The 20866-nt window shown below is 38.9% G+C and carries 16 protein-coding genes; 7 read left to right on the plus strand and 9 right to left on the minus strand.

Features of this window, described 5'->3' with window-relative positions:
• Positions 1–52: 52 nt before the first annotated feature.
• Together IQ247_RS05570 and fdxB are read right to left on the minus strand one after the other, a co-directional pair.
• A complete protein-coding gene (locus IQ247_RS05570; RefSeq protein WP_193917866.1) occupies positions 53–1039 on the minus strand; it encodes a cytochrome c oxidase subunit II in 987 nt (328 codons plus the stop codon).
• A 320-nt stretch (positions 1040–1359) separates the two neighbouring features.
• The gene (fdxB, locus tag IQ247_RS05575; protein WP_193917868.1) at positions 1360–1653 is read right to left on the minus strand and encodes a ferredoxin III, nif-specific; all 294 of its coding nucleotides are present in this window, start codon (positions 1651–1653) and stop codon (positions 1360–1362) included.
• Between the two features lie 1160 nt (positions 1654–2813).
• On the opposite strand from fdxB, the gene IQ247_RS05580 reads away from it, so the two are divergent.
• Together IQ247_RS05580 and IQ247_RS05585 are read left to right on the plus strand one after the other, a co-directional pair.
• Positions 2814–4418 carry a helix-turn-helix domain-containing protein gene (locus IQ247_RS05580; protein WP_322745435.1) on the plus strand — a complete coding sequence of 535 codons (1605 nt, stop codon included), beginning with the start codon at positions 2814–2816 and terminating at the stop codon, positions 4416–4418.
• Positions 4419–4772: 354 nt separating this feature from the next.
• A complete protein-coding gene (locus IQ247_RS05585; RefSeq protein WP_193917870.1) occupies positions 4773–5375 on the plus strand; it encodes a hypothetical protein in 603 nt (200 codons plus the stop codon).
• A gap of 43 nt (positions 5376–5418) precedes the next feature.
• Here the strand turns inward: IQ247_RS05585 and IQ247_RS05590 are convergent, their stop codons facing one another.
• The 4 genes from IQ247_RS05590 to IQ247_RS05605 form a co-directional block, all read right to left on the minus strand.
• Positions 5419–6096, minus strand: coding sequence for a Uma2 family endonuclease (locus IQ247_RS05590; RefSeq protein WP_193917873.1), 678 nt, complete (start codon positions 6094–6096; stop codon positions 5419–5421).
• A 306-nt stretch (positions 6097–6402) separates the two neighbouring features.
• Positions 6403–8049, minus strand: a complete 1647-nt coding sequence (locus IQ247_RS05595; protein WP_322745436.1) for a TolC family protein — start codon at positions 8047–8049, stop codon at positions 6403–6405.
• Between the two features lie 72 nt (positions 8050–8121).
• A complete protein-coding gene (locus tag IQ247_RS05600; protein WP_265579667.1) occupies positions 8122–11262 on the minus strand; it encodes an efflux RND transporter permease subunit in 3141 nt (1046 codons plus the stop codon).
• Between the two features lie 304 nt (positions 11263–11566).
• Positions 11567–12958: an efflux RND transporter periplasmic adaptor subunit gene (locus tag IQ247_RS05605; protein WP_193917879.1), complete on the minus strand. Its 1392-nt coding sequence runs from the start codon at positions 12956–12958 to the stop codon at positions 11567–11569.
• A gap of 318 nt (positions 12959–13276) precedes the next feature.
• On the opposite strand from IQ247_RS05605, the gene IQ247_RS05610 reads away from it, so the two are divergent.
• From IQ247_RS05610 to typA, 4 genes are all read left to right on the plus strand, one after another.
• The gene (locus tag IQ247_RS05610; RefSeq protein WP_193917881.1) at positions 13277–13903 is read left to right on the plus strand and encodes a TetR/AcrR family transcriptional regulator; all 627 of its coding nucleotides are present in this window, start codon (positions 13277–13279) and stop codon (positions 13901–13903) included.
• 186 nt (positions 13904–14089) lie between these two features.
• Positions 14090–14653 (plus strand): DUF411 domain-containing protein, encoded by a 564-nt coding sequence (locus IQ247_RS05615; RefSeq protein WP_193917884.1) that lies wholly within the window; start codon positions 14090–14092, stop codon positions 14651–14653.
• Positions 14654–14906: 253 nt separating this feature from the next.
• Positions 14907–15086: a DUF2887 domain-containing protein gene (locus IQ247_RS05620; RefSeq protein ID WP_322745441.1), complete on the plus strand. Its 180-nt coding sequence runs from the start codon at positions 14907–14909 to the stop codon at positions 15084–15086.
• A gap of 193 nt (positions 15087–15279) precedes the next feature.
• Positions 15280–17070 (plus strand): translational GTPase TypA, encoded by a 1791-nt coding sequence (gene typA / locus IQ247_RS05625; protein ID WP_193917886.1) that lies wholly within the window; start codon positions 15280–15282, stop codon positions 17068–17070.
• A gap of 218 nt (positions 17071–17288) precedes the next feature.
• On the opposite strand, the gene IQ247_RS05630 is transcribed toward typA, so the two are convergent.
• The 3 genes from IQ247_RS05630 to IQ247_RS05640 all read right to left on the minus strand — a co-directional run bounded on the left by IQ247_RS05630 (position 17289) and on the right by IQ247_RS05640 (position 19989).
• Positions 17289–17582 (minus strand): hypothetical protein, encoded by a 294-nt coding sequence (locus IQ247_RS05630; protein WP_193917889.1) that lies wholly within the window; start codon positions 17580–17582, stop codon positions 17289–17291.
• A gap of 142 nt (positions 17583–17724) precedes the next feature.
• Positions 17725–19092 carry a DUF2330 domain-containing protein gene (locus tag IQ247_RS05635; protein ID WP_193917891.1) on the minus strand — a complete coding sequence of 456 codons (1368 nt, stop codon included), beginning with the start codon at positions 19090–19092 and terminating at the stop codon, positions 17725–17727.
• Positions 19093–19149: 57 nt separating this feature from the next.
• Positions 19150–19989, minus strand: coding sequence for an RnfABCDGE type electron transport complex subunit D (locus IQ247_RS05640; RefSeq protein WP_193917893.1), 840 nt, complete (start codon positions 19987–19989; stop codon positions 19150–19152).
• 186 nt (positions 19990–20175) lie between these two features.
• On the opposite strand from IQ247_RS05640, the gene IQ247_RS05645 reads away from it, so the two are divergent.
• On the plus strand, positions 20176–20865 hold the full coding sequence (locus IQ247_RS05645) for a polysaccharide deacetylase family protein (protein WP_193917896.1): 690 nt from the start codon (positions 20176–20178) through the stop codon (positions 20863–20865).
• Position 20866: the final 1 nt, after the last annotated feature.

The following is a 20866-nucleotide window of genomic DNA, read 5'->3' on the forward strand; positions in this document are numbered from 1 at the left end:
TTTGGGAGTGAAACAACTATCAACTAACCACTAACTCCTAACTATTTACAATTTATTTCTCAATTTGAGCAAGAGTTGTTGAGTTAATACCGATATCGGAACTGTAAGCAGCAAGGTATTCAGATGGTGATAATTCTACGGAGTTTACTGCAATAATTTTCTCATTATTTTGTTGTGCAATCCGGTTTTCTTGCAACCAACTTTGATATTCTTCGGGAGTCTCAACGATTACTTGACTCCTCATTGAACCATGATAACCGCCGCACAATTCTGTACAAACTATAGGGTAAGTTCCTAGTCTAGTCGCGACAAATCTCAGTTCGGTAGCCATACCGGGAATTGCGTCTTGCTTCAAGCGGAATTGCGGTACCCAGAATGAGTGAATTACGTCTGTTGCTGCAATGTTCAATTGTACGTCAGCACCAACTGGAACGTGTAACTCACCGGATGTGATGTTATCTTCGGGATAATTAAAAATCCATGCAAATTGCATTCCCGTAACATCTACAGTTACTTCTGCGGCTTGATTCTGCTGTAGAGGTGAACCTTTAATCCCAATCTTTTGATTGACAAACGGTGCTGTATCTGATGATATGCTCGGAGCTTCGCTAATAGTAGCTGCAATTGCACTTCCAGAATCAGAATTGTTCTGAGTCTCAATTATTGCAGGATTAGCTGACGGGAATCCTCCCATTTGCTTGTAAACATCGACGCTATAGATACCCAAAGCAAAAACTATTATCGTCGGAATTGCAGTCCAAAATATCTCTAAGGGTACATTACCTTCAATGGGTGGCCCGTCTGTATTATCGCCTTTACGTTGACGAAAATTAATCGCGAAAAACAAGATAGTTCCTTCAACCACCAAAAATAAAGCAATGGCGATCGCGAACATGACATTAAAGAATCCGTCTACTAAAGGTGCTTGTTCGGATGCTTGTATTGGTAATAGATTATGAGTTTGACTAACCCAGATACCTACAATTGTGACCAAAGCTCCAGCAACTAAAGTTAATAACGAAACAGGAATTTGTTGCATAGTGACCTGCTGTATAAAACCGATAGTGTAATCTAATGATGAATGCCGTTGTATGGAATTTTTAATTTACTTATTGCATTCATTTTACTTTGCAATACTTGTAGGATTTTTGACAATTGAATAACTATAAATTCTCCAATATATTAATGAGGCTATATTAATCATCAATCTAAATTTGTTCAATTTAGACAATTTGAAATTTACAATTTTGTTCTTCTGCGAACTTATTGTTCGCCGGTAGGATATAAGAGATTCCCCTCTACTAATTTATTCACTGCTATTTACTAGTTACTCGTCTAGCAAAACTTGATTTTTAACAACTAATTGTCTATTGCAACGTGGGTATAGCAGTTTTTTGGACAAATTTTAGAACAAGATTCGCAACCAATACAGTTATCTGCTTGAGCAACAACCATTACTTTCTTTTCAATTTCATCGTCGTCTTCGTCTTCGACAAATTCACCTTCTTCGTTCATTGCCATTAAAGACAATACGTTGTGTCCGCAGACTTTAAAACATCTACCGCAACCGATGCATTTGTCTTTATCAATTTCTTGCACAAATTTGGGTGTCCATGTTTTACCACCTGCTGTCAAACCTGTTAGTACTGCCATAATTGAACCTGTTAATAATAGATATGCTTACATTGCTTGTAGCGTTATTCTTAATCTTAAACCAAATTTATCTATTTTCATATGGCGATAATTAAATGCTTTAAATCATAGATATTACTTTTAATCTTAAAAAATCAAAGTATCAATTTTGATGTTATATTATTTTTCTCTTGCAATTAATTACTAAGTTTTTTGGGTCTGTCAAGAGGTTACAATATTGCTATCTAATCTTTTGAGCGATTTATAATTTTTTGCGTAGCTACAAAATATAAATTTATTTTTAAACCAATTATCTTATTGATTATCAACAATCAGAAGCAAAAAAAACTTCCTATACGCAATTTAATCTATGATAAATATTGAAATCAATGACATTATTTTTCAATTAATCACAAAAATAAATTAAAAAAAAATCGTATATATATATACAAAATATATTTTTGAACTTTCATCACTACAACAAAAGTGGTCAAATTATATTTATCGCTCTTTTTACTAGTTATATTAACTACACTTAAGTATATATAATCAAGTTCAAATTAAACTTGAATGTTTTCTTATTTTTTTTGATTAACTATCTCAACTAGTATGTTCATTTGCTACACAAATAATTGTAGAAAATACTGTTAATCAACAAATATTTGTAAGTAGTTATGATCTAAAAAATGAAAAAAAACAAAAATCATGAAAATTATATGAAGAGTATGTTAAGATAATGAATAGACAAAAATATTTTTGAACATAGCTTTGAAAAACCCTTGGTATTATTAGTAATTGGTTTGTTCTTAGAGAACAGTTTAAAAGGCATGAAAATTTGAATATAAAAAGTATGCATTAATCTTTTATTAATAATAGAAAAAACATTCATAGCTCATTACGAACAAAACTTTTTAATAACTTTATGAAAACTATAAATAGGGAAGTTTGAAATATAGGCTCTGGTTAAATACTTTTAATTAAGAGGCCTATTCTTAATTGGAAGTACATATATAGATGTGAGTCGTCAGTACTCCGCCTTTCTTCGGCGGAGCCTGCGACGACCGGGGTTCCCCGGTCAGGATTGCGATAAAAAGCCTTTATTTTTATCGTCAAGTGTGTTAGTGAGCATATCTAAAAAACACATCTAGGTAAGACTTGAGCCAAACATCGCAAGAAGTTAAGTGGCACATAGCCTTATGCCTTATACAATTTCTAATAACAGTTGCGCTGGATGCGATAAATGTCGTTTTCAGTGTCCAACAGGTGCTATCAAAATCGACAATGGTGAATATTGGATTGACCCTCATTTATGTAACAACTGTGAGGGTTATTATTCCGAACCCCAATGTGTATCAGCTTGTCCGAGTAAGTCCCCAATTCCATTACAGGTAAAAAAAGGAAGGTGTAAAATTGATGATCGAGAATTGACTAGTTCAGATTTATTTTTCAATGGTAAGAGTAATCCATTTGCATCGGGTATTCCCATTTGGGAAGCTTGTAACGTGCTGTCTCAACGGACATCTTTAGCTTGGGAAATCGATGAAAACGAGAAAGTGCGCTATAGCAAACAGATAAATCAGGGACGAGGAAAAATTGCTTTTCACATCAATTCTTCTTCTGAAGCATACGAACTTGCAACAGACTTGGAAGCAGTTGAAGAACTTGATATTCGATCTGCTTGCGTACATCTAATTTTTGCAGCTTACGCGACTTTCTCAGAAAAGGCTTGGGAAGAAGAGTTTGTTGTAGATGATAAGCAAATAGAAAAATATTTGGGATTAGAGAAACGCAAAGATTTGAACAAAACGACAAAATTAGCTTTGATGAAAAGATTAGTCCAGCAAGTTTGTTCCTTAATTATTTCCATTGATCTACCACAACAAGGACGTTTAGAGCCAATTTCATTTGAAAAAACTTGCTTGTGGGATTTGATGGGAATACAGCATCATTTTCAACAAGACGAACTAGGGTGTAAATATCTGATTGGTTTGACATTTAGAATTAAAGCTGGTGTTTGGGCGAAATATTTCTTAAATAAACAAGCCTGTAAAGAGCGTACAGCCTTTTATCAGTATGGTAACTTGCCTAAATCTTTGCTAACTACAGTGATGAGTATCTGGCAGCAGCATGAAGGTGCAGCACGGTTGATGATGTGGTTGATGTTCAAAACTAAAATGGGTAAACAACAACGCATTACAATACCCACATTAATGCGCGTTGCATATGGCGATCGCAAAGTGGCGATTGCTTGCAGACAAAGGGAAGAACGTAAACGGTTGCTGCGAACATTTGAGAGCGATTTAGAAACACTATCACATTATGGAATGAAACCGATTTTCGATCCGGTGAGTTATCCAGCAGAAATTCAACCCTTATGGGCTAAGTTAGCGGACATTCCCGAAGATCCAGACGAAGCCATAGAATTTTGGATTAACGATGGAGATCAAGGAAGAAGGTTAACCGATGTCAGTCCCCGTGGAAAATGGAAAATGTTGATGAATGCGCGAATTTTATGCTTTGAACTTGCACCGCAATGGGACCAACCAAATCTCACAGCAAAGAAAAAACAACAGCAAACCACTAAAAAAAGCCGAAATATTAAAACAGCAGGTAGTTTGCTTGGAGAACAGATACGTTTAGCCAGAAAAAATTTAAGTATTTCTCAAAGGGAATTAGCAAAGTTGATGGGTAAAAGTCAAAGTTGGATTCGGGACATAGAAAACGGTCGTCTAAAAGTTAAATCAGAAGACCAGTTAGTTTTACGTAGACTGCTAAGAATCGCTTAAATATTGATATTTTTAGCAAATTTAACTCGGTTTCGTTAAGGAATCGGGTTTTTTGACCTTAAGTTCGCTAATCATACAAGTCGGGGTTTTTTTAAGATATAAATATCAGTAATATCATGTCCGGTTAAACACTCCTACTCTGTGTGAGGGCACTTAATGGGTAATTGGTAATCGGTAATGGGTTTTGGATAAATGCGTAATCGTCATATAGTAAGCAATTAACCGGACTTCATATAACAGGCTTCTAATTGTGATTAAAACCCGACTTCTTATAAACAGGGAAAATTAAGGATTCGCCATCAAACTCAGGTTAATATTAGAGAAGCCAAAAGCACAGAAATCGGGAGTCTGGTTGTGTCCTACAGTCAATTTAAAACATTGACAAGTGTAAAAGAAGCATTTGGAATTGTCACCGAGGAAGGTGTACGTTTTTTACCGCAATTGGAACCGATTAAACCCTCCGAGACGCTCAATAATTTTTTAGAATATAGTTTACCTGTAGCAACTGCAACGGGAAGCGAAAAAGCTCGCTCGGAATTAATTATTAGTCCGGTTTTGTTAGAGGTACGGCAAATTTTAAACCAACAAATTAGCTTTTTTTCTGGAGAAGATTTTACCGTTGATGAGACACTGGGGCTAAATGGTACTTGTGATTTTCTATTGAGCAAATCCACCGAGCAAATTGAAATTGAAGCACCAGTTTTTATTTTGGTAGAGGCAAAAAAAGCCGATCTCAAAGTTGGTTTGGGGCAATGTGCAGCAGAGATGGTAGCCGCACAAAAGTTTAACCAGATCAAACGACAGATGATTCCGACTATTTATGGTTGTGTGAGTAATGGCACACAATGGCGCTTTATGCAGTTACAAGACAAGTTATTGACCATCGATTTGTATGATTATCCGTTACCTCCAGTCGAACAAATTCTGGCTTTTCTGGTCTGGATTGCTTCTAATTAGTATTTACCACGTTTCTCCAGAATATGACACTAGATAATATTACTTATGCGATCGCATCGGGGTCAACACCCAATTCCCGCAATTTTTCTGCTAACAACCGAGTCCGTTGTGCTTGTTGTTGAATTTGTTCCTGTGGAGTTAAGTAACGCTTACCTGCTTCGTTGTACCAATACAACCATTCCCGCGTGACTCCACTGTAATTACCCCTTTCGCTACCAATTCCTAAGCCAATTTCCGGCAACCAAAGGGGATTTCCTGCTTGTAACTGATACTTATCATTAATTAATTTATGTACCTCTAAACGCGGTTTGCGACGACGACGGGAAGAATAAATCACATAATAAAGTACCCCCATTTGTGCGTAGTCTTCGAGTTTTTTTGTATACTCTTTACGATAATTTTGCGAAACAATTTCTAGTGTCAAAATGGGAACAACATTTTCATCCCAAAGTACATAACTAGGGCGCAATTCCTCATCATAAACCCGCTCTACACCCAAGCAAAGAAAAGCATCTGGGACAATTGGTGGCTCATCTGGGTCTAAATATATACCCATATCAATTGCAAATAACCAGTCCATTCTTTCAGCCCAAAGGATTAATAAAATAGACTTTAATAAACCTGGGATTAATTCTTGCAATTCGTTATCCACGGGTGTTTCGTCGGAGTCAGGAAGCTCATCTGCGGAGGGTAAATATTTTGATAAGTTGTACTCTAACATAATTGCTATCCCAAATCTCACCCAAATTATAGCGATAAATTGAAATTATTTTTCCTGATCAAGTTACTTGAGATTGGTCAAAAAGTAAGAAAAGAGAAAGAGTAAAAAATAATCAAAGTTTATACTTTTACCCTTTCCCCAACTTCTGCAAGAAGTTTGTAAAGTGTGGTGTATCAATCAAACGTTTGATGTAATTAGCAGTAATTGGCGGACTGCGAGCCGCTAGAATTGTTAGACATCCGATCACAAATTTTTCAGCCTATTCTAAAATATAAAAAATTATTTCGAGAAATCGCAGACTATTTTTCATTTCACCAATGCTCTAGATGTAACAGACCGTTGTAAATTTGCTAAAGCACGGTTGTAATCCAAAATCGCTCTAATCCTATTACCTTCAGATGTGGTAAGAGCGTTTTCTGCATCTATTACTTCTAACTGCGTACCTACACCAGCTTGAAAGCGCAAACGAGCTAATCGTAAAGACTCTCTAGCTTGTTCTAGCGCTACATTAGAAGTCTGTACGTTTTCTAAATTAGATTGTAAGCCTGAAAAAGCTTGCTCAACCTGAAAACGAATTTGATTACGAGTATTAGCAAACTGAGTTTCAGCTATTTTGACATTGGCTTTTGCTTGTGCGGCTTGGGCTTTTGCTCTACCACCATCATATAAACTAAAGTTGCTTCGGACTGCGACGCTGTACCCATCGGTAACACTAACACTATCATCGAACTGGTCGAGTAGATTGTAGCTGGCAACTAAAGTAATTTGTGGTTTTCGCACAGAAAGTGCCAAGCGTCTATCAAGTAGATTAATATTGCGTTGCGCTAACTGTTGTTGTAGTTCGGAACGGTTTTGATAAGCCAGCACAATACTATTTTCTAAGCTTAGTTTCCATAACCCTGCTAATTTTACAGGGTCAGCAGCCGCTATATCTACAGACTGGGACAAACTTAAACGAGCTACTAAGCTACGACGAGCAACTTGTTGAGAAGCAATGGTGTTGGTTAATTGTTGTTGAGCATTTGCTAAATTTACCTGAGTTCGCAATACATCAAATTTTGTACCAACTCCGGCTCGTTCCAAAGCTTGAGCATCTCGTAAACTAGCTCGTGCATTCACCACAGCAGCTTGAGCAATCCTGACTTCTTCATCAGATTGTTGTAAGTCAAGGTATTCTGTAGAAACATTCAAACGCACTTCTTCTTCTAATACCTCTACTGCTAACTCTTGAACGCGCAGACGTTCCTCGGCTTGTCCGATTTGAGCATTTCGTCTGCCTCCGGTATAAAGGTCATAATTGAGTTGAAGGCTACCATTGAAAGCTGTATTTGCTTCGTCATTACCAAAATTTGTCCTTTCAATTGCTAACTGATTTTGAGCAGATTGCTGTCGTCCAAACTCAGCACTTAAACCAGCTGATGGTAATAATGACGCTTGAGCTTCCTTGACAGCAGCTAGGAGGCGTTCTAATTCAAGTAATCCCACCTGTAATTCCCGATTATTGCGTCGCGCTAGTTCCAGAGCTTGCTCTAAAGTTATTGCTTGAATTTTCTGAATCTGAACTTCTTCCGGTTTTGTCGGATATTGAAGTGGATTTGCGTTGGGATTGAGAGAATCCAAAACTGATTTAGAGCGAATTGAATTATTTGGAGTGACTTTTTTAGGGGTGTTTTGGGTAGAAGAATTACCAGTTGGATTTGATAACACTTCTACCTGATTATTGTTAATTTCTTTTTGTTTTAATGATGGTTTTTTACTATCATCCGGGGGAATTGGTTCCGAGGGAACGCTTAATTGAAAACGAACCGTAGTCTCCTCCGATGATGGAATTGAATAATTTGGTATTGTGTGGATTTGACTAAAATCAATGCTATTAGCCATAGCAGATTGAGTATTTAATAATCCTACCGTTACACCGAACAAAAAAATAGAAAATATTTGTTGTGTTTTCACCGTATTTCCTGACGATAAATTTTCAAACGTTTAATTGAACGATCGCAATAAATCTCATACCTTTATTCACAGTTAAGAAGCCGCCGGAGGAAGCAGAAGTTGTCGTCGTGGTTTTGCCTTATTCTTACTCGGCTTTTTTACCAACAAATAAGCAGCAGGGGTAAAATAAAGCGCCAGAAACGGAGAACCACCAATCCCACCCGCGATCGCAATTGCTAAAGGTTGCCAAAAGCTACCACCATCAGTAATTAGCGGGATAAAACCAACCATTGTAGTAATAGTTGTAGTTAATACGTGACGAGTTGCTTTAACTACAACTTCCCGCACAGCTTTCACATCACCGTTCCGCGCTGCTTCGTTTTCATTGAAGGCTGACAAGATAATAATCGCACCGTTGATAGCAATTCCAATTAAACCCATTGTGCCGACAATTGCCATAAATCCAAATACCGAACCAAAAGCCCATAAAGCGAATAAAGCGTAACCAACAGAGCCAACACCAACAGCAAAAACAATACCTGTTTGTCGAAATGAACCTAGAGATAATACGAGTGTAATTATCATCACCAATAATAACAATCCTACGGTTGACACAAGACCACCTACTGCATCACTGCGTTCTGCTTGTTCGCCGCCAAACTCGTATTTATACCCTGGGGGAAGTTCGGATTCAAATTTTTTTGCTTCCAGACGTTTTTGTAATTCTTGCAAAACCGTTGACGGTAAAACTCCAGCAGTAATAAAAGCTTGAACGGTGTTGACTCGTTGTTCGTTACGTCGGGAAATTCGAGCTAATTGAGGTACTAAGTTAAAATCCCCCAACGCTGATAAAGGACGCAAATTTGGTTCTGTTGCACCACTTTGTTGATTTGGCTGTAAATTAAGAGAAGCAATTTGAGATAAGTCTCCTCGGTTAGCATTTGCAATCCGAACTCGTACTGGTAAATTTTCTGTCGCTTCGAGAATCGAACCCCCAACGGAACCTTCTAAATAACTTTGTAACTGTTGCGCGATCGCGGTATTATCAAGTCCTACTAATCTTGCTTGTTCTTCATCTACAGTCAATCCCAATTTGGGCAGAACTTCAGTCAAATCATCCCGTACATGAGTCACATTGGGTATCTGCGTTAAAATTTCCCTGACTTGAGCGCCTAATATTCGTAGTTGTTCGATATCAGGTCCATAAATCCGCATTTCCACGGGAGCATTAAATGGAGGTCCTTGCTCTAATTGTTTGACTAAAACCCGTGCTTGGGGAAATGAAACATCTAACTCTTGTTGTAAAGTCCGAATCAGTTGTGTAACGCCTTGATCTGTATTTAGCTGCACCATTGCTTGGGCATAGTAAGCAGCATTTTGTATCCCACCAGTAAAATTGTAGTAGAACTTGGGGGCATTTTCCCCCACAAACCAATGAACTTCTTCTACTTGCGGATACTTGCGAATCAACTGACGAGCGCGGAGTACATCTTCACGGCTTTGAGCAATGGAAGTTTGAGCGGGAAACTCCACTTCAATTTGAAACTGATCGCGATCGAGGGAGGGAAAAAACTGTTCTGGTAGGGAACCTACATTTATAAAACCTATTACGGGCAGTACAAATGTTAAGACAATCGCAATTACAGGTTGCGCTGTAGTCCAACTTAAAGTTTTACGGTAAATTCGACCTAAGAAAGCTGAAGAAAAGCCACCATTCCACCAAGCATCGGGATTTTTCAGTTTTGATAATAGAGATTTACGCGATTTGCGGTTTTGTTGAGAACTTTCTTTTTTGATTCCACTTTGACTCAGAAAACGCCCCGCAAGTGCTGCAATTACTGTTAAAGATATCGCGAAAGAAGAAACCAGCGACATAATTACGCTCCAAGCAATAGAACCAACAAATTCACCCGCTCCTCCCGGCAATAAACCAATTGGTAAAAAGGTAATCATAGTTGTCAAACTTGATGCTATCAGAGGAACTGTTAAATAATTAACTGTTTTTACCACAGCATCTTTAGGTGTTAAACCTGCTTTCAGTTCAACTTGAATCTCATCTACAACTACAATTGCGTTGTCAATTAACAATCCCAAGGCAATAATTAACCCCGAAACTGACATTTGGTGAATAGGAATATTAAATACTTGTAGCTCTCCAAATACCGCAAATACTGTTAATGGTAGTGCAGCACCGACGATAAGAGAAGAGCGCCAACCCATACCCACAAAAGTTACGGCAACTACAAGAATGCCACTAAATATTAAGTTAGATATCAGGTCATCCAAACGTGTTTCCACGTAGCTACTTTGGTCAAAAATCACTTCTAATTTAATTCCATTAGGCAACCGCGTCCGAAAATCATCTAATAAAGAATGAATTTTTTCTGCCCATAAATCAATCCGATTCCCTGATTCCATCAGTACTCCCAAGGCTACCCCTGGCTTACCACCAATCAAAGCCAAATCTGTAACTGGTTGTGTGATACCGCGAGTAACTCGCGCAATGTCTCCCAAGCGGGTAAACTGTGCGTTGGTAGTCGAAGAAATCGGGATTTTACGAATTCGTTCCGTTGAATCAAGTTCGGCTTCTACTTCAATCGCTAAAGTATTATTTGGGCTACGAAGTTGTCCCGCGCTGTTTTTGGCATCACTTTGCTGTATCTGTTGCGATAATTGTTGAGCATTTAATCCTACTGCGGCTAAATCGGATGGATTGATTTCAACAGTTATTTCCTCCGCAGGAAAGCCAAATTTATCTACTTTCTCGGTTCCCCCGACTCCTCGAATTTGCACATCAAGTTCTTCGGCAAAGCGGCGTAAAATTGCATAATTAGGTTCGCTTTCAACGGACCAAACCAAAGATGCAATTACAGCATAAGCTCGTGTTTCTGCTCGCTCTAAATCTGGTGACAACACGCCTGGTGGGAATTGCACCGTTGCATCTGATAATCTATCCCGCACCCGTGTCCAAATTGGTTCGGCATCAATTACAGCATCTTTTAGTTCAACCGAAATTGTAGATAAACCAACCCTTGAATCTGATGTGACAGTTGTAATTTCTTCGATTTCAGATATTTCTGATTCGATAACTTCTGTTACCAAGGCTTCTACGCGTTCTGCACTAGCTCCAGGAAATATAGTTGTAATCACGGCAGTTCGCGCTACTTGCGTTGGGTCTTCTTGACGTGGTAAGGATTGATACGCGGATAAACCCCACACAAGTATTAATACCATACTTAGAATTAGTAGGCGGATGTTACGAAAAAATGGGAGAACCATGTCGATTTTGGATTTTAGATTTTGCGGAAAGTTGCTGGGGTCGGTTTCCGTCCCAGCAAACTTTCCAAGACGGATTTTGGATTAGAATTTACTCTCTTGTTACCGAAAGATTACTGATTTTAAAAAACCGCAGAGGCGCAGAGTACGCAGAGGAAGGAGGTAAAAAGAGATGAGTCGTACCCTCCATGGGTGAAAGGTAATTTTAGAGTGGAATAGGAGTTAGGAGTTAATAAATTTTGGATTTGAGGTTATGTACCTATCATTCCCCAATCGGGCGCACTATTTGACCAGGAACTAAACGATGAATCCCATCGGCAACAATCCTGTCTCCCTCTTGCAAGGTACCACGTACTAAAACTCTGTCACTTTCTTGATGCAATATCTCTATACTGCGTTGTTCAAGCATGAAAGTATTTTGGGAAATGTTAGAATTCGATTTCGGTTTGGTTAAAACATAAGTTGTCCAAAGTCCCCGTAATCCTTGAGTTAAGGCTTTATTGGGCAACCAAAACCCTTCGGTAGGAATTGTATCTGTAAGTTTTAATCTAACTGTTTGACCGGGATTTATTTGAGATATTGTTGAAGATTCTAGTTTTAATACAACTACTTGAGTACGAGTATTGGGATTAACTACTGGCAAAATCGCAGCTACTGTTGCTGAATAATTCCGGTTATTAATCTCTACTGTTTGAGAACTACCAACTCGCAATTTATTTACAACTGTAGTAGGCATTCCAATTCTGGCTTCTGGGCTGGTATTTTCGACCAAACGCACCACAGCTTGTCCTGGATTAACTACGGTTCCTTCATCGATTAAACGAGCAGAAACTATACTTGCAAATGGTGCTTTGATTGTACTTTTAGCAATTGTAATCTGTAAGTCTGATATACTCGCTTCTAATTGTTTGACTACGGCTCGCTGCGCTGCTAACTGCTCGATACGAGTTCCTGCTAAAAGTTCATCTAAATTGCTCTGGGCTTGTTGCAAACGAGCATTTAAGGAATTTTCCCCAAAAGCAATTTCATCAAGTTGTTCTCGCGCGATCGCTCCTTCACCATAAAGATATTCTCTTCTTTTAAGTTTAGTTTTCTGCAATTGCAATTGCTGTTTTGCGTCTTCAACTGCTGCACGAGCCGCTGCAATATCTTGGCTACGGGGACCTGCAATAAATTCATCTAATCTTGCTTGTGCTTGAGCCAGTTGAGCCTCTAACTGCAACTTCTGCATCTGCAAATTACTCACATCCAACTTGGCAATGGGTTGTCCCGATGTAACTTTATCTCCTTCTTTGACAAAAACATCCACTAGCTTCCCACCCCGCTCAAATCCCAATTCGCTAGTCCTAATTGCCGCAATTTCACCTGTATAAGTCCGCAATACTTGGTAAGATTTTACAGGTTCTACTCGTAAAGTAGTTACGGGTATTGGACGAGCGACAGCAACTTCTTTTGTCTGAGATTCTGTCTTGGTTAAATTGTTCGCACCAAATACTGTCCCTACTATCAGCATTAACCCAAGGACTCCCAATATTCCATAACGAAGTAACTTCGGATCATGTTTATCTAGATTCTCTAACTCTTGGGAATCGTACCCTTCATAGGGAGTATCATCCCTTGATATCTCGGAGTGCGGACTAAATTCTGGGTTCATGGTATTTATCTCTAATGTTCTTGTTTATATCTTTATCAATAAGTTTTCTTATACCTAAGATTCAAACACACGTTTTAATTTTAGTCAATCATACGTTTGATACATTAGGCAACGACCGAATTTAATTATTTTTTAACTGAAACCCTTATGCAGAAGTGTCAATTCTACGTCTCTACATTCATTTTCACTAGATGCATATCAGTTAAATTACATACATAGTATTCCCTCAGACAACCCAATATTATTTTGGTTTCGTTTCTAGTTATAATCGAATTATTGCAAAAGTAAGAAAATATTATTCAAACGTTTGATTCAAGCATGAAAAATGCCATAACAGTAATTGATACAAAAGAACAAATACTTAATATTGCCGAGGGGCTATTTGCAGAAAAAGGCTTTGCTGGGACAAGTCTACGTAATGTGATTCGGGAAGCTGGGGTTAATATTGCGGCTGTTCATTACCATTTTGGCTCCAAAGAAGAACTTTTTGTTGCCGTTTTGCGAAGAGTAGCTAGACAGTGTATCGAACTTCAACTTCAGCAGCTGGCGAAATATGAAAATCTGCCGGAGCCGCCATTAGTAGAGAATATTTTGGAAGCCTTTTTCGCTCCTCCTTTGCGAGTGATTTCCCAAATGGGAGAAGCGGGAATGGTTCGCGCTCAATTTATGGGGCGTTGTCGTGGAGAACCTTTACCCATACAGGAACTTGCAAATAAAGAATTTGATGAAAGTACTCAACGCTTTTTAGATATTCTTCAGCGAGCGCTTCCTAATCAAACACGCACAGAACTACAGTGGAAATTAGATATGGCGATCGCCATACTAATCCGTACCTTAAATCAAGTTGGTCAGTCGGGAAAGCTGATAACGGGGGGTTCTGCCGAAGAAGTGGAAACTGCGATCGTGCGTTTAGTGAAATTTGTTGCTCAAGGCATGAAAGCTTAGGTAAAGTTTGCCGTAGGGAGTATAGACAATAGAGAAGCAGTTGTAATTTGATTTTGATTTCATTTTTAGAGGTAACACTTATAGGTAAGCAATTATTTGCTAGATATTTTCCTAAATCAGGATTGACTCGTGAGTTTACTTACGAGTTTAAGATTGAAATTACTATGAGCTATAGGGTAAAAATTTATGTTTAAATCTAATTCCAAATTATTACTTTTTTTAATCGCGGGTGTTGCTGTTGCAGGAGTAAGTGGGACATTTTTCTGGTTTGGGGGAATGGGAAACAATGCTCAAACCGTTGGTAGCAAATCTCAAGCAATAGCTATGACTAGCGTATGGGATAAACAAACAGAGCCAAACTATTCAGGAGTCAAAGAAGTTACCGTTTATCGCAGCCCCAACTGTGGTTGTTGTGGTGAATGGGTAAAACATATGCAGAAGCACGGTTTTAAAATTGCAGATAATAAAACCGACAACATGGAAGCAATTAAACAGAAATATAACGTACCTCAAAATTTGGCATCTTGTCATACCTCAATTATTGCCGGCTATGTAATGGAAGGGCATATTCCTGCCGATGATATCAAACGTTTTGTCGCTTCCAAACCTAAACAAGCAGGATTAGCAGTACCCGCAATGCCATTAGGTACCCCAGGAATGGAAGCCGGAAGCAAAAAACAACCCTTTGCGATCGCAGCTTTCGATAAAGAAGGCAAAATCAAAATTTTCAAAGAATATCAGTCTTACTAAGAAAGTTAGGAGTTAGGAATTAGGAGTGAGAAGTTTCGTTCTGGAGCGGCAGTCGTACCCCATAAATGAATAATGGTGTTTAAACATGGTAAACTCTCAAGTTAACTGTAGAGTCAAGTTGAGATTTAACGCTTTTTGGATATTGGCTCAAAAATGATTGCTTTGATGAGTGTAAACCAGCCATTCGGTTCAGACTTGTTGGCTTCTAGGGTTACTGAAAGCTCCCGCATTCTATGGGTGGGGTAGTTTACAGATTAGATATCAAACAGCAAATGGCGATCGCTATAGCTTTGATTCTGTCGCAGTCAAGGAACCCAAGTTTGAAATCGATGGAGTATTTTTACCACCACAAAGCGATGGCGCTGGGATTGTATATTTTGTAGAGGTACAGTCAAATATATTGTCCTGGGCATGGGGCATTGAGAAGAAGTAAAAATTTAAACGTTTAAATAAATAACTCCGGTGGTTCTAACTTCCTACAATTCATTACCAAAACTCGCTTCAAATGGAAAGAGTAAGATACAATTGTTAAGGGATGTTTACAGAATAACCATTTTTATCCGAATTCTGTTATTACACCCTTCACAAGTTTAAAATATAAAATCCGCAGTTCATCGGACGCACTTATGACGCTCCCAATCCGCAACGTCGCTATTATCGCTCACGTAGACCACGGCAAAACAACTCTCGTTGATTCCCTGCTCAAACAATCTGGCATTTTCCGTGAAGGGGAAGACGTTCCGGATTGCGTCATGGATTCCAACGATTTGGAAAGAGAACGAGGTATCACGATTCTTTCCAAAAATACCGCCGTTCGCTACAAAGAAACTTTAATTAATATTGTTGATACTCCCGGACACGCTGACTTCGGTGGAGAAGTTGAACGGGTATTAGGTATGGTGGACGGTTGTGTCCTCATTGTGGATGCAAATGAAGGTCCCATGCCCCAAACACGCTTTGTGTTAAAGAAAGCTTTGGAAAAAGGATTACGTCCGATTGTTGTAGTCAACAAAATCGACCGTCCGCGAGCAGATCCCCATGTGGCAGTTGATAAAGTATTGGATTTGTTCCTAGAATTAGGGGCAGATGATGACCAATGTGATTTCCCCTATTTATTCGCTTCGGGTTTAGCAGGTTTCGCTAAAAAAGAACTCGAAGATGAATCTAGTGATATGAAGCCTTTGTTTGAGGCAATTTTACGTCACGTTCCACCCCCAGTCGGCGACCCAGAAAAGCCTTTACAATTACAAGTCACAACTCTGGATTATTCTGATTATCTGGGACGAATTGTCATTGGTAGAATTCACAACGGTACCATCAATGCCGGACAACAAGCGGCTTTAGTTAAGGAAGATGGCAAAATTGTCAAATCCAAGATTAGTAAGTTGATGGGTTTTGAAGGTTTAGCGCGAGTTGAATTAGAACAATCATCCGCTGGTAATCTTGTTGCAGTTGCTGGTTTTGCCGATGCCAACATTGGAGAAACCATCACCTGTCCCAACGAACCTCAAGCGCTGCCACTTATTAAAGTGGACGAACCTACTTTACAAATGACCTTTTCTGTGAATGATTCACCGTTTTGCGGTCAGGAAGGTGATTTCGTTACTTCTCGGCAGATTAGAGACCGTTTGATGCGCGAGTTACAAACTAACGTAGCTTTGCGGGTTGAAGAAACTGATTCTCCCGATAGATTTGGAGTTTCTGGACGTGGTGAACTCCACCTAGGTATTTTAATTGAAACCATGCGTCGCGAAGGTTACGAGTTTCAGGTATCCCAGCCACAGGTAATTTACCGCGAAGTCAACGGACAACCTTGTGAACCTTACGAACTTTTGGTTTTAGACGTTCCCGAAGAAGCCGTTGGTGGCTGTATCGAACGACTCGGACAGCGCAAAGGTGAAATGCAGGATATGCAGATGGGTGGAGCAGGGCGATCGCAATTAGAGTTCATCATTCCGGCTCGTGGTTTGATTGGTTTTCGGGGTGAATTCATGCGTCTCACTCGCGGTGACGGTATCATGAACCACAGTTTTCTCGATTATCGTCCAATTATTGGCGAAATTTCTGCTCGTCGTAACGGTGTACTGATATCTTTTGAAGAAGGTGTTGCTACTTTCTACGCTTTGAAAAATGCTGAGGATAGAGGTTCTTACTTTATTACTCCCGGTACCAAAGTTTATAAAGGTATGATTATTGGAGAAAATAATCGTCCTCAAGACTTGGAATTAAACGTTTGTAAAACCAAGCAGTTGACAAACCATCGTGCTGCTAGTGGTGATGAATTGGTTCAATTACAAGCACCCATAGATATGAGTCTGGAAAGAGCTTTAGAATATATTGGACCTGATGAATTGGTGGAAGTTACACCCGAATCAATTCGTTTACGCAAGATGTCAAAGAAATTTGCGAAGCGGTAATTTAGGTCAAAGGTTAAAGGTTAAAGGTCAAAGTTGAAAGTCTCAGAAGTCGGGTTTTTGATGATGATTTTCTGCTATTAACGATATTTATTGTAAAAACCCGACTTCTTAACCCACGTCTCAGAAGTCGGGTTTTTGATGATGATTTTCTGCTATTAACGATATTTATTGTAAAAACCCGACATATACCCCACGAAAAATTCAGGTATAATTATTTCCTATTCCCAAGTTGCGACATCTCGAAACACTTGGGGAATATCTGTAGATTGAGGAAATTCTAATATCGTCTCCCTAACTCCTAAATATCCCGATTCGGTAAAAGACATCAACATCCTCGATAAAGCAAACCAAACCTCACTTTCATACTCCCAATCACTGTAACGTCCAGCTTTACCAGCAATCGATCGCAAAGCCCAAAAATAACTATTTCTCACCACAGAACCGCCTTTTTTGTATTCCGGAACATCTTCGTGGTTGATATATATTACGTCGTTTTCGATTCTGGCTTTCATAATCGGCGATTAAAAGTTAGGAGTTAGGAGTTAGGAGTTAGGAGTTAAGATCACCGGAGTTTCTTGAATATAGCGCTATATTAATCAATTACCAATTACCAATTACCATTGATAACTGATAACTGATAACTGATAACTGATTTTACATTCCCAACCAAGAAAGAAAAGTTTGCCAGAATGAACTGCTTACTTGTCCTTCAATTTTCATCTTTTGGCGAATATCTTGAATATTCCAATTGGTTAATTTAGCAAGAGTTTGCGCTTCTTTTTCAAACCGATTTCGTAAAGACTTTTGATATTGTCTAGCTGCGGAACAGTTAGTTTCACCAGTAAAAGGATGCTGCAAAACATAACGTCCTTGGAAGCTATCACGATTAGAAGTTTCCTGAAACATCAAATCTTCGGGGAATTTATCGCGAGTATAACGAACGTGCAAACGAGTTACAAAGACGTTACTACTCGGAAAACCACCGCGAAATCCGGGAGGTACAATTCCACTTGAATTATCATCTAACCAAAATACACCCGCATCAATAAGCTCTTCTCGATTTAACGGATCAGCAGAACAAGGGTCACAATTACCCATATCCCAAGCATATTCTAAAAATGCAACTTTTTTGTCTTCCTTTGTATAGGAAGTTTGGAACATTGATTTATAAAAGTTACCAAATTCTTCTTTGACATACACGGGAATATTAACCTCTGAGGGAACTTTCACCGTGCGGTAGTTAGTAAGTTCTGTTTGTCCTTTGGATGAAAGAATATAAGCAATTAAATCTTGTTCCGATGTTGAATTAACCATTCCCAAACGAATCGGCAACATAAATTTAGAAGATTCGTAGGCAATTTGTAAAGGACGAAGATTCTGATAACCGTTTTCGTCAAACTTTTCTAAATTTACTTTGGCAACAAAGAACTTCATATTCTGGCGAATATAAGGATTCAACAACTGTTTTGCACCTCTAGGAATTTTATAACCGTTGCCGTGCAGCCATCTTTCTAAACCCCTAGATTCCTTCGCACTCAAGATCACAATATCGTATTCACCGACATTAAATTGCGCTTCCACCGTCACACCCAAATTGCGATCGCTTCTTTTACTTGCTTGAGTTGTTGGTGCTGGAGCAGACATCGGTAGATTGTTCTGTATTTCTCGTTCGTAAGCAGGAGCGCAAGGATCTTCATCAAAATATTCAACTAATCGTGGTGCGCTAAAAGCATCCAATCGTTCAATTATCTTGGGTTTAGCGACGATTACTTGTTCTTCTTTTAAGACTGTAGGAACGGGTACCACCATTGCAAAATCTTTTACATCACCCTGATAATCATTTGCCATAGTCAACACTGTGCGATTATCTTTACGAGCAATAACTACCTGAGAAGCCTTGTTATACAGCTTTGAATCTGCCTTGGCAACATAAAAACCACAAAAAGCCAAAGCAGAAGGAGTAAAACAAATAGCGATTACAAAAGCTAACAATACCGAAATTAACAAACGCTGGAATTTCATAAAATACCTCAATAAGGGATGGGGGGATGGGGAGACAAGGGGATGACTTTGAACTGTTCACTGTTCACTGTTAACTGTTAACTGATTCACTGATTCACCCCATTTAAAACGTGATGCGTTCCAAACCCGATCAAAAATTACAGTCAGCGGTGCGAGGGCAAATAATGCCCAAAAGACTGCTGTGGAAAGATAAAAGTTGTTTCGCAAAATAAAGGTCACAAGGGCAATGCAGGCTGCCCATATTACTCTTCCAATGCGGGAATTAGGAATAGAACGAGGGTCTGTTACCATAAATAAGGCAAATAACACTAAAGAACCACTCATTAAACGATGCCAGTAAACATCCCAAGTCCAATTCAGCCATAAATTGCGTACAGCCTCTAGCAGCCCATAAAACCCCAAAAAAGCTGCCGTAGTATCCCAACGTCCGATACGATGCAAAATCATCCCACCTGTACCGATAAATAACATCCCATACCACCAGTCTTCACCCCACTGTCCCGGAGAAACCCAAGCGTCAGGGGTTAGTACTAGTGCAGAAATAATTCCGAAATTGGCAGGATTAAAAAAATGCTTATCTCCAAACTTGAACACAAATTTACTGGCGATCGCCATTGCAGCTGCAAAAACCATCGTTGTGGAATAATCGGCTCGTAAAAGCAAACTAATTCCCAAAGATGTAATTAAAGGACTGCGAATATTGGTTTTATGTTCTTTATCGTCCGCAAATGACCAATAATTAACGATTAATGTCAAAAGCAATTGTGTCGCTAAACTGGTCGTAATTGTAACTACAATCATCGTCGGTTTTAGAGTCCAATCTCTCGTACCTATACCTAAAATAAGGAATAGAGCAAGATAGAATATTTGATAGTCTCGTATATCTTTAAACAACATCACCCGTTTATTCCGGGATTACTCCTAAATTTATCCCAATCTAAACGAGAAACAAGAAAATTGATTAGATGGTTACGGAATTTGTTACGAAAGCATATCAAAAGTGTAAAGTTACTGGTTTTGACCTATAACCTATAACCTATAACCTTTAACCTATAACCTATAACCTTTAACCTTTAACCTAAAATGCAGCTTTATCCTTTGTTCCCGCTTTTGTACCCAATCCTTAAATCAAGTTTTCCCAAATGTCTTTGGAGGGGTAATCCAAATTCTAAAATTATTGCTCTCACTTTTGATGATGGGCCTCATCCGCAATATACGCAGCAATTACTGCAAGTTCTAGATTATTATCAAGTTCAAGCAAGTTTCTTTTGGCTGGGTATTTGCGTCGAACGTTTCCCTCACATAGCTCAACAAGTTCATTCTCGCGGACATTGGATTGGCTTACACGGCTATTACCATCACAATTTCCCTCTTCTCTCCCCAACGCAACTCAAACAAAGTTTGGAAAAAACCCAAACAGCCATTCACAATGCTTGTAATTTAACACCGGAAAAAGTACGTGATATCCGACCCCCTAATGGTTTATTTCTGCCTCAAACTTTACAACTTTTTCATGAGTGGAATTACCGCCCTGTGATGTGGAGTGTTGTACCAGAAGATTGGGTACGTCCAGGAATAACCAAAGTTGTCAACAGAGTTATGAATAAATTAGAAAATGGTTCTTTGATTGTATTACACGATGGCGTTTGTGGCGGACAAGATGTCGCAGAAATCACAAAAATAATCATCCCTCAATTATTAAAAGAAGGATATTCTTTTGTCACTATAGATACTTTATGGCAGGAGAATCAGGTCAAAGGTCAAAGGTTATAGG

Origin of the sequence: Plectonema cf. radiosum LEGE 06105 (genome assembly GCF_015207665.1) — a bacterium.
GTDB lineage: Bacteria > Cyanobacteriota > Cyanobacteriia > Cyanobacteriales > Nostocaceae > Rivularia > Rivularia radiosa_A.

Bases quoted from the DNA above. Each gene is read 5' to 3' on its own strand.
- IQ247_RS05645 (WP_193917896.1), top strand. From the start codon at position 20,176: ATGCAGCTTTATCCTTTGTTCCCGCTTTTGTACCCAATCCTTAAATCA.
- IQ247_RS05630 (WP_193917889.1), bottom strand. From the start codon at position 17,582: ATGAAAGCCAGAATCGAAAACGACGTAATATATATCAACCACGAAGAT.
- IQ247_RS05570 (WP_193917866.1), bottom strand. From the start codon at position 1,039: ATGCAACAAATTCCTGTTTCGTTATTAACTTTAGTTGCTGGAGCTTTG.
- IQ247_RS05635 (WP_193917891.1), bottom strand. From the start codon at position 19,092: ATGAAATTCCAGCGTTTGTTAATTTCGGTATTGTTAGCTTTTGTAATC.
- fdxB (WP_193917868.1), bottom strand. From the start codon at position 1,653: ATGGCAGTACTAACAGGTTTGACAGCAGGTGGTAAAACATGGACACCC.
- IQ247_RS05605 (WP_193917879.1), bottom strand. From the start codon at position 12,958: ATGAACCCAGAATTTAGTCCGCACTCCGAGATATCAAGGGATGATACT.
- IQ247_RS05610 (WP_193917881.1), top strand. From the start codon at position 13,277: ATGAAAAATGCCATAACAGTAATTGATACAAAAGAACAAATACTTAAT.
- IQ247_RS05600 (WP_265579667.1), bottom strand. From the start codon at position 11,262: ATGGTATTAATACTTGTGTGGGGTTTATCCGCGTATCAATCCTTACCA.
- IQ247_RS05640 (WP_193917893.1), bottom strand. From the start codon at position 19,989: ATGTTGTTTAAAGATATACGAGACTATCAAATATTCTATCTTGCTCTA.
- IQ247_RS05590 (WP_193917873.1), bottom strand. From the start codon at position 6,096: ATGTTAGAGTACAACTTATCAAAATATTTACCCTCCGCAGATGAGCTT.
- typA (WP_193917886.1), top strand. From the start codon at position 15,280: ATGACGCTCCCAATCCGCAACGTCGCTATTATCGCTCACGTAGACCAC.
- IQ247_RS05615 (WP_193917884.1), top strand. From the start codon at position 14,090: ATGTTTAAATCTAATTCCAAATTATTACTTTTTTTAATCGCGGGTGTT.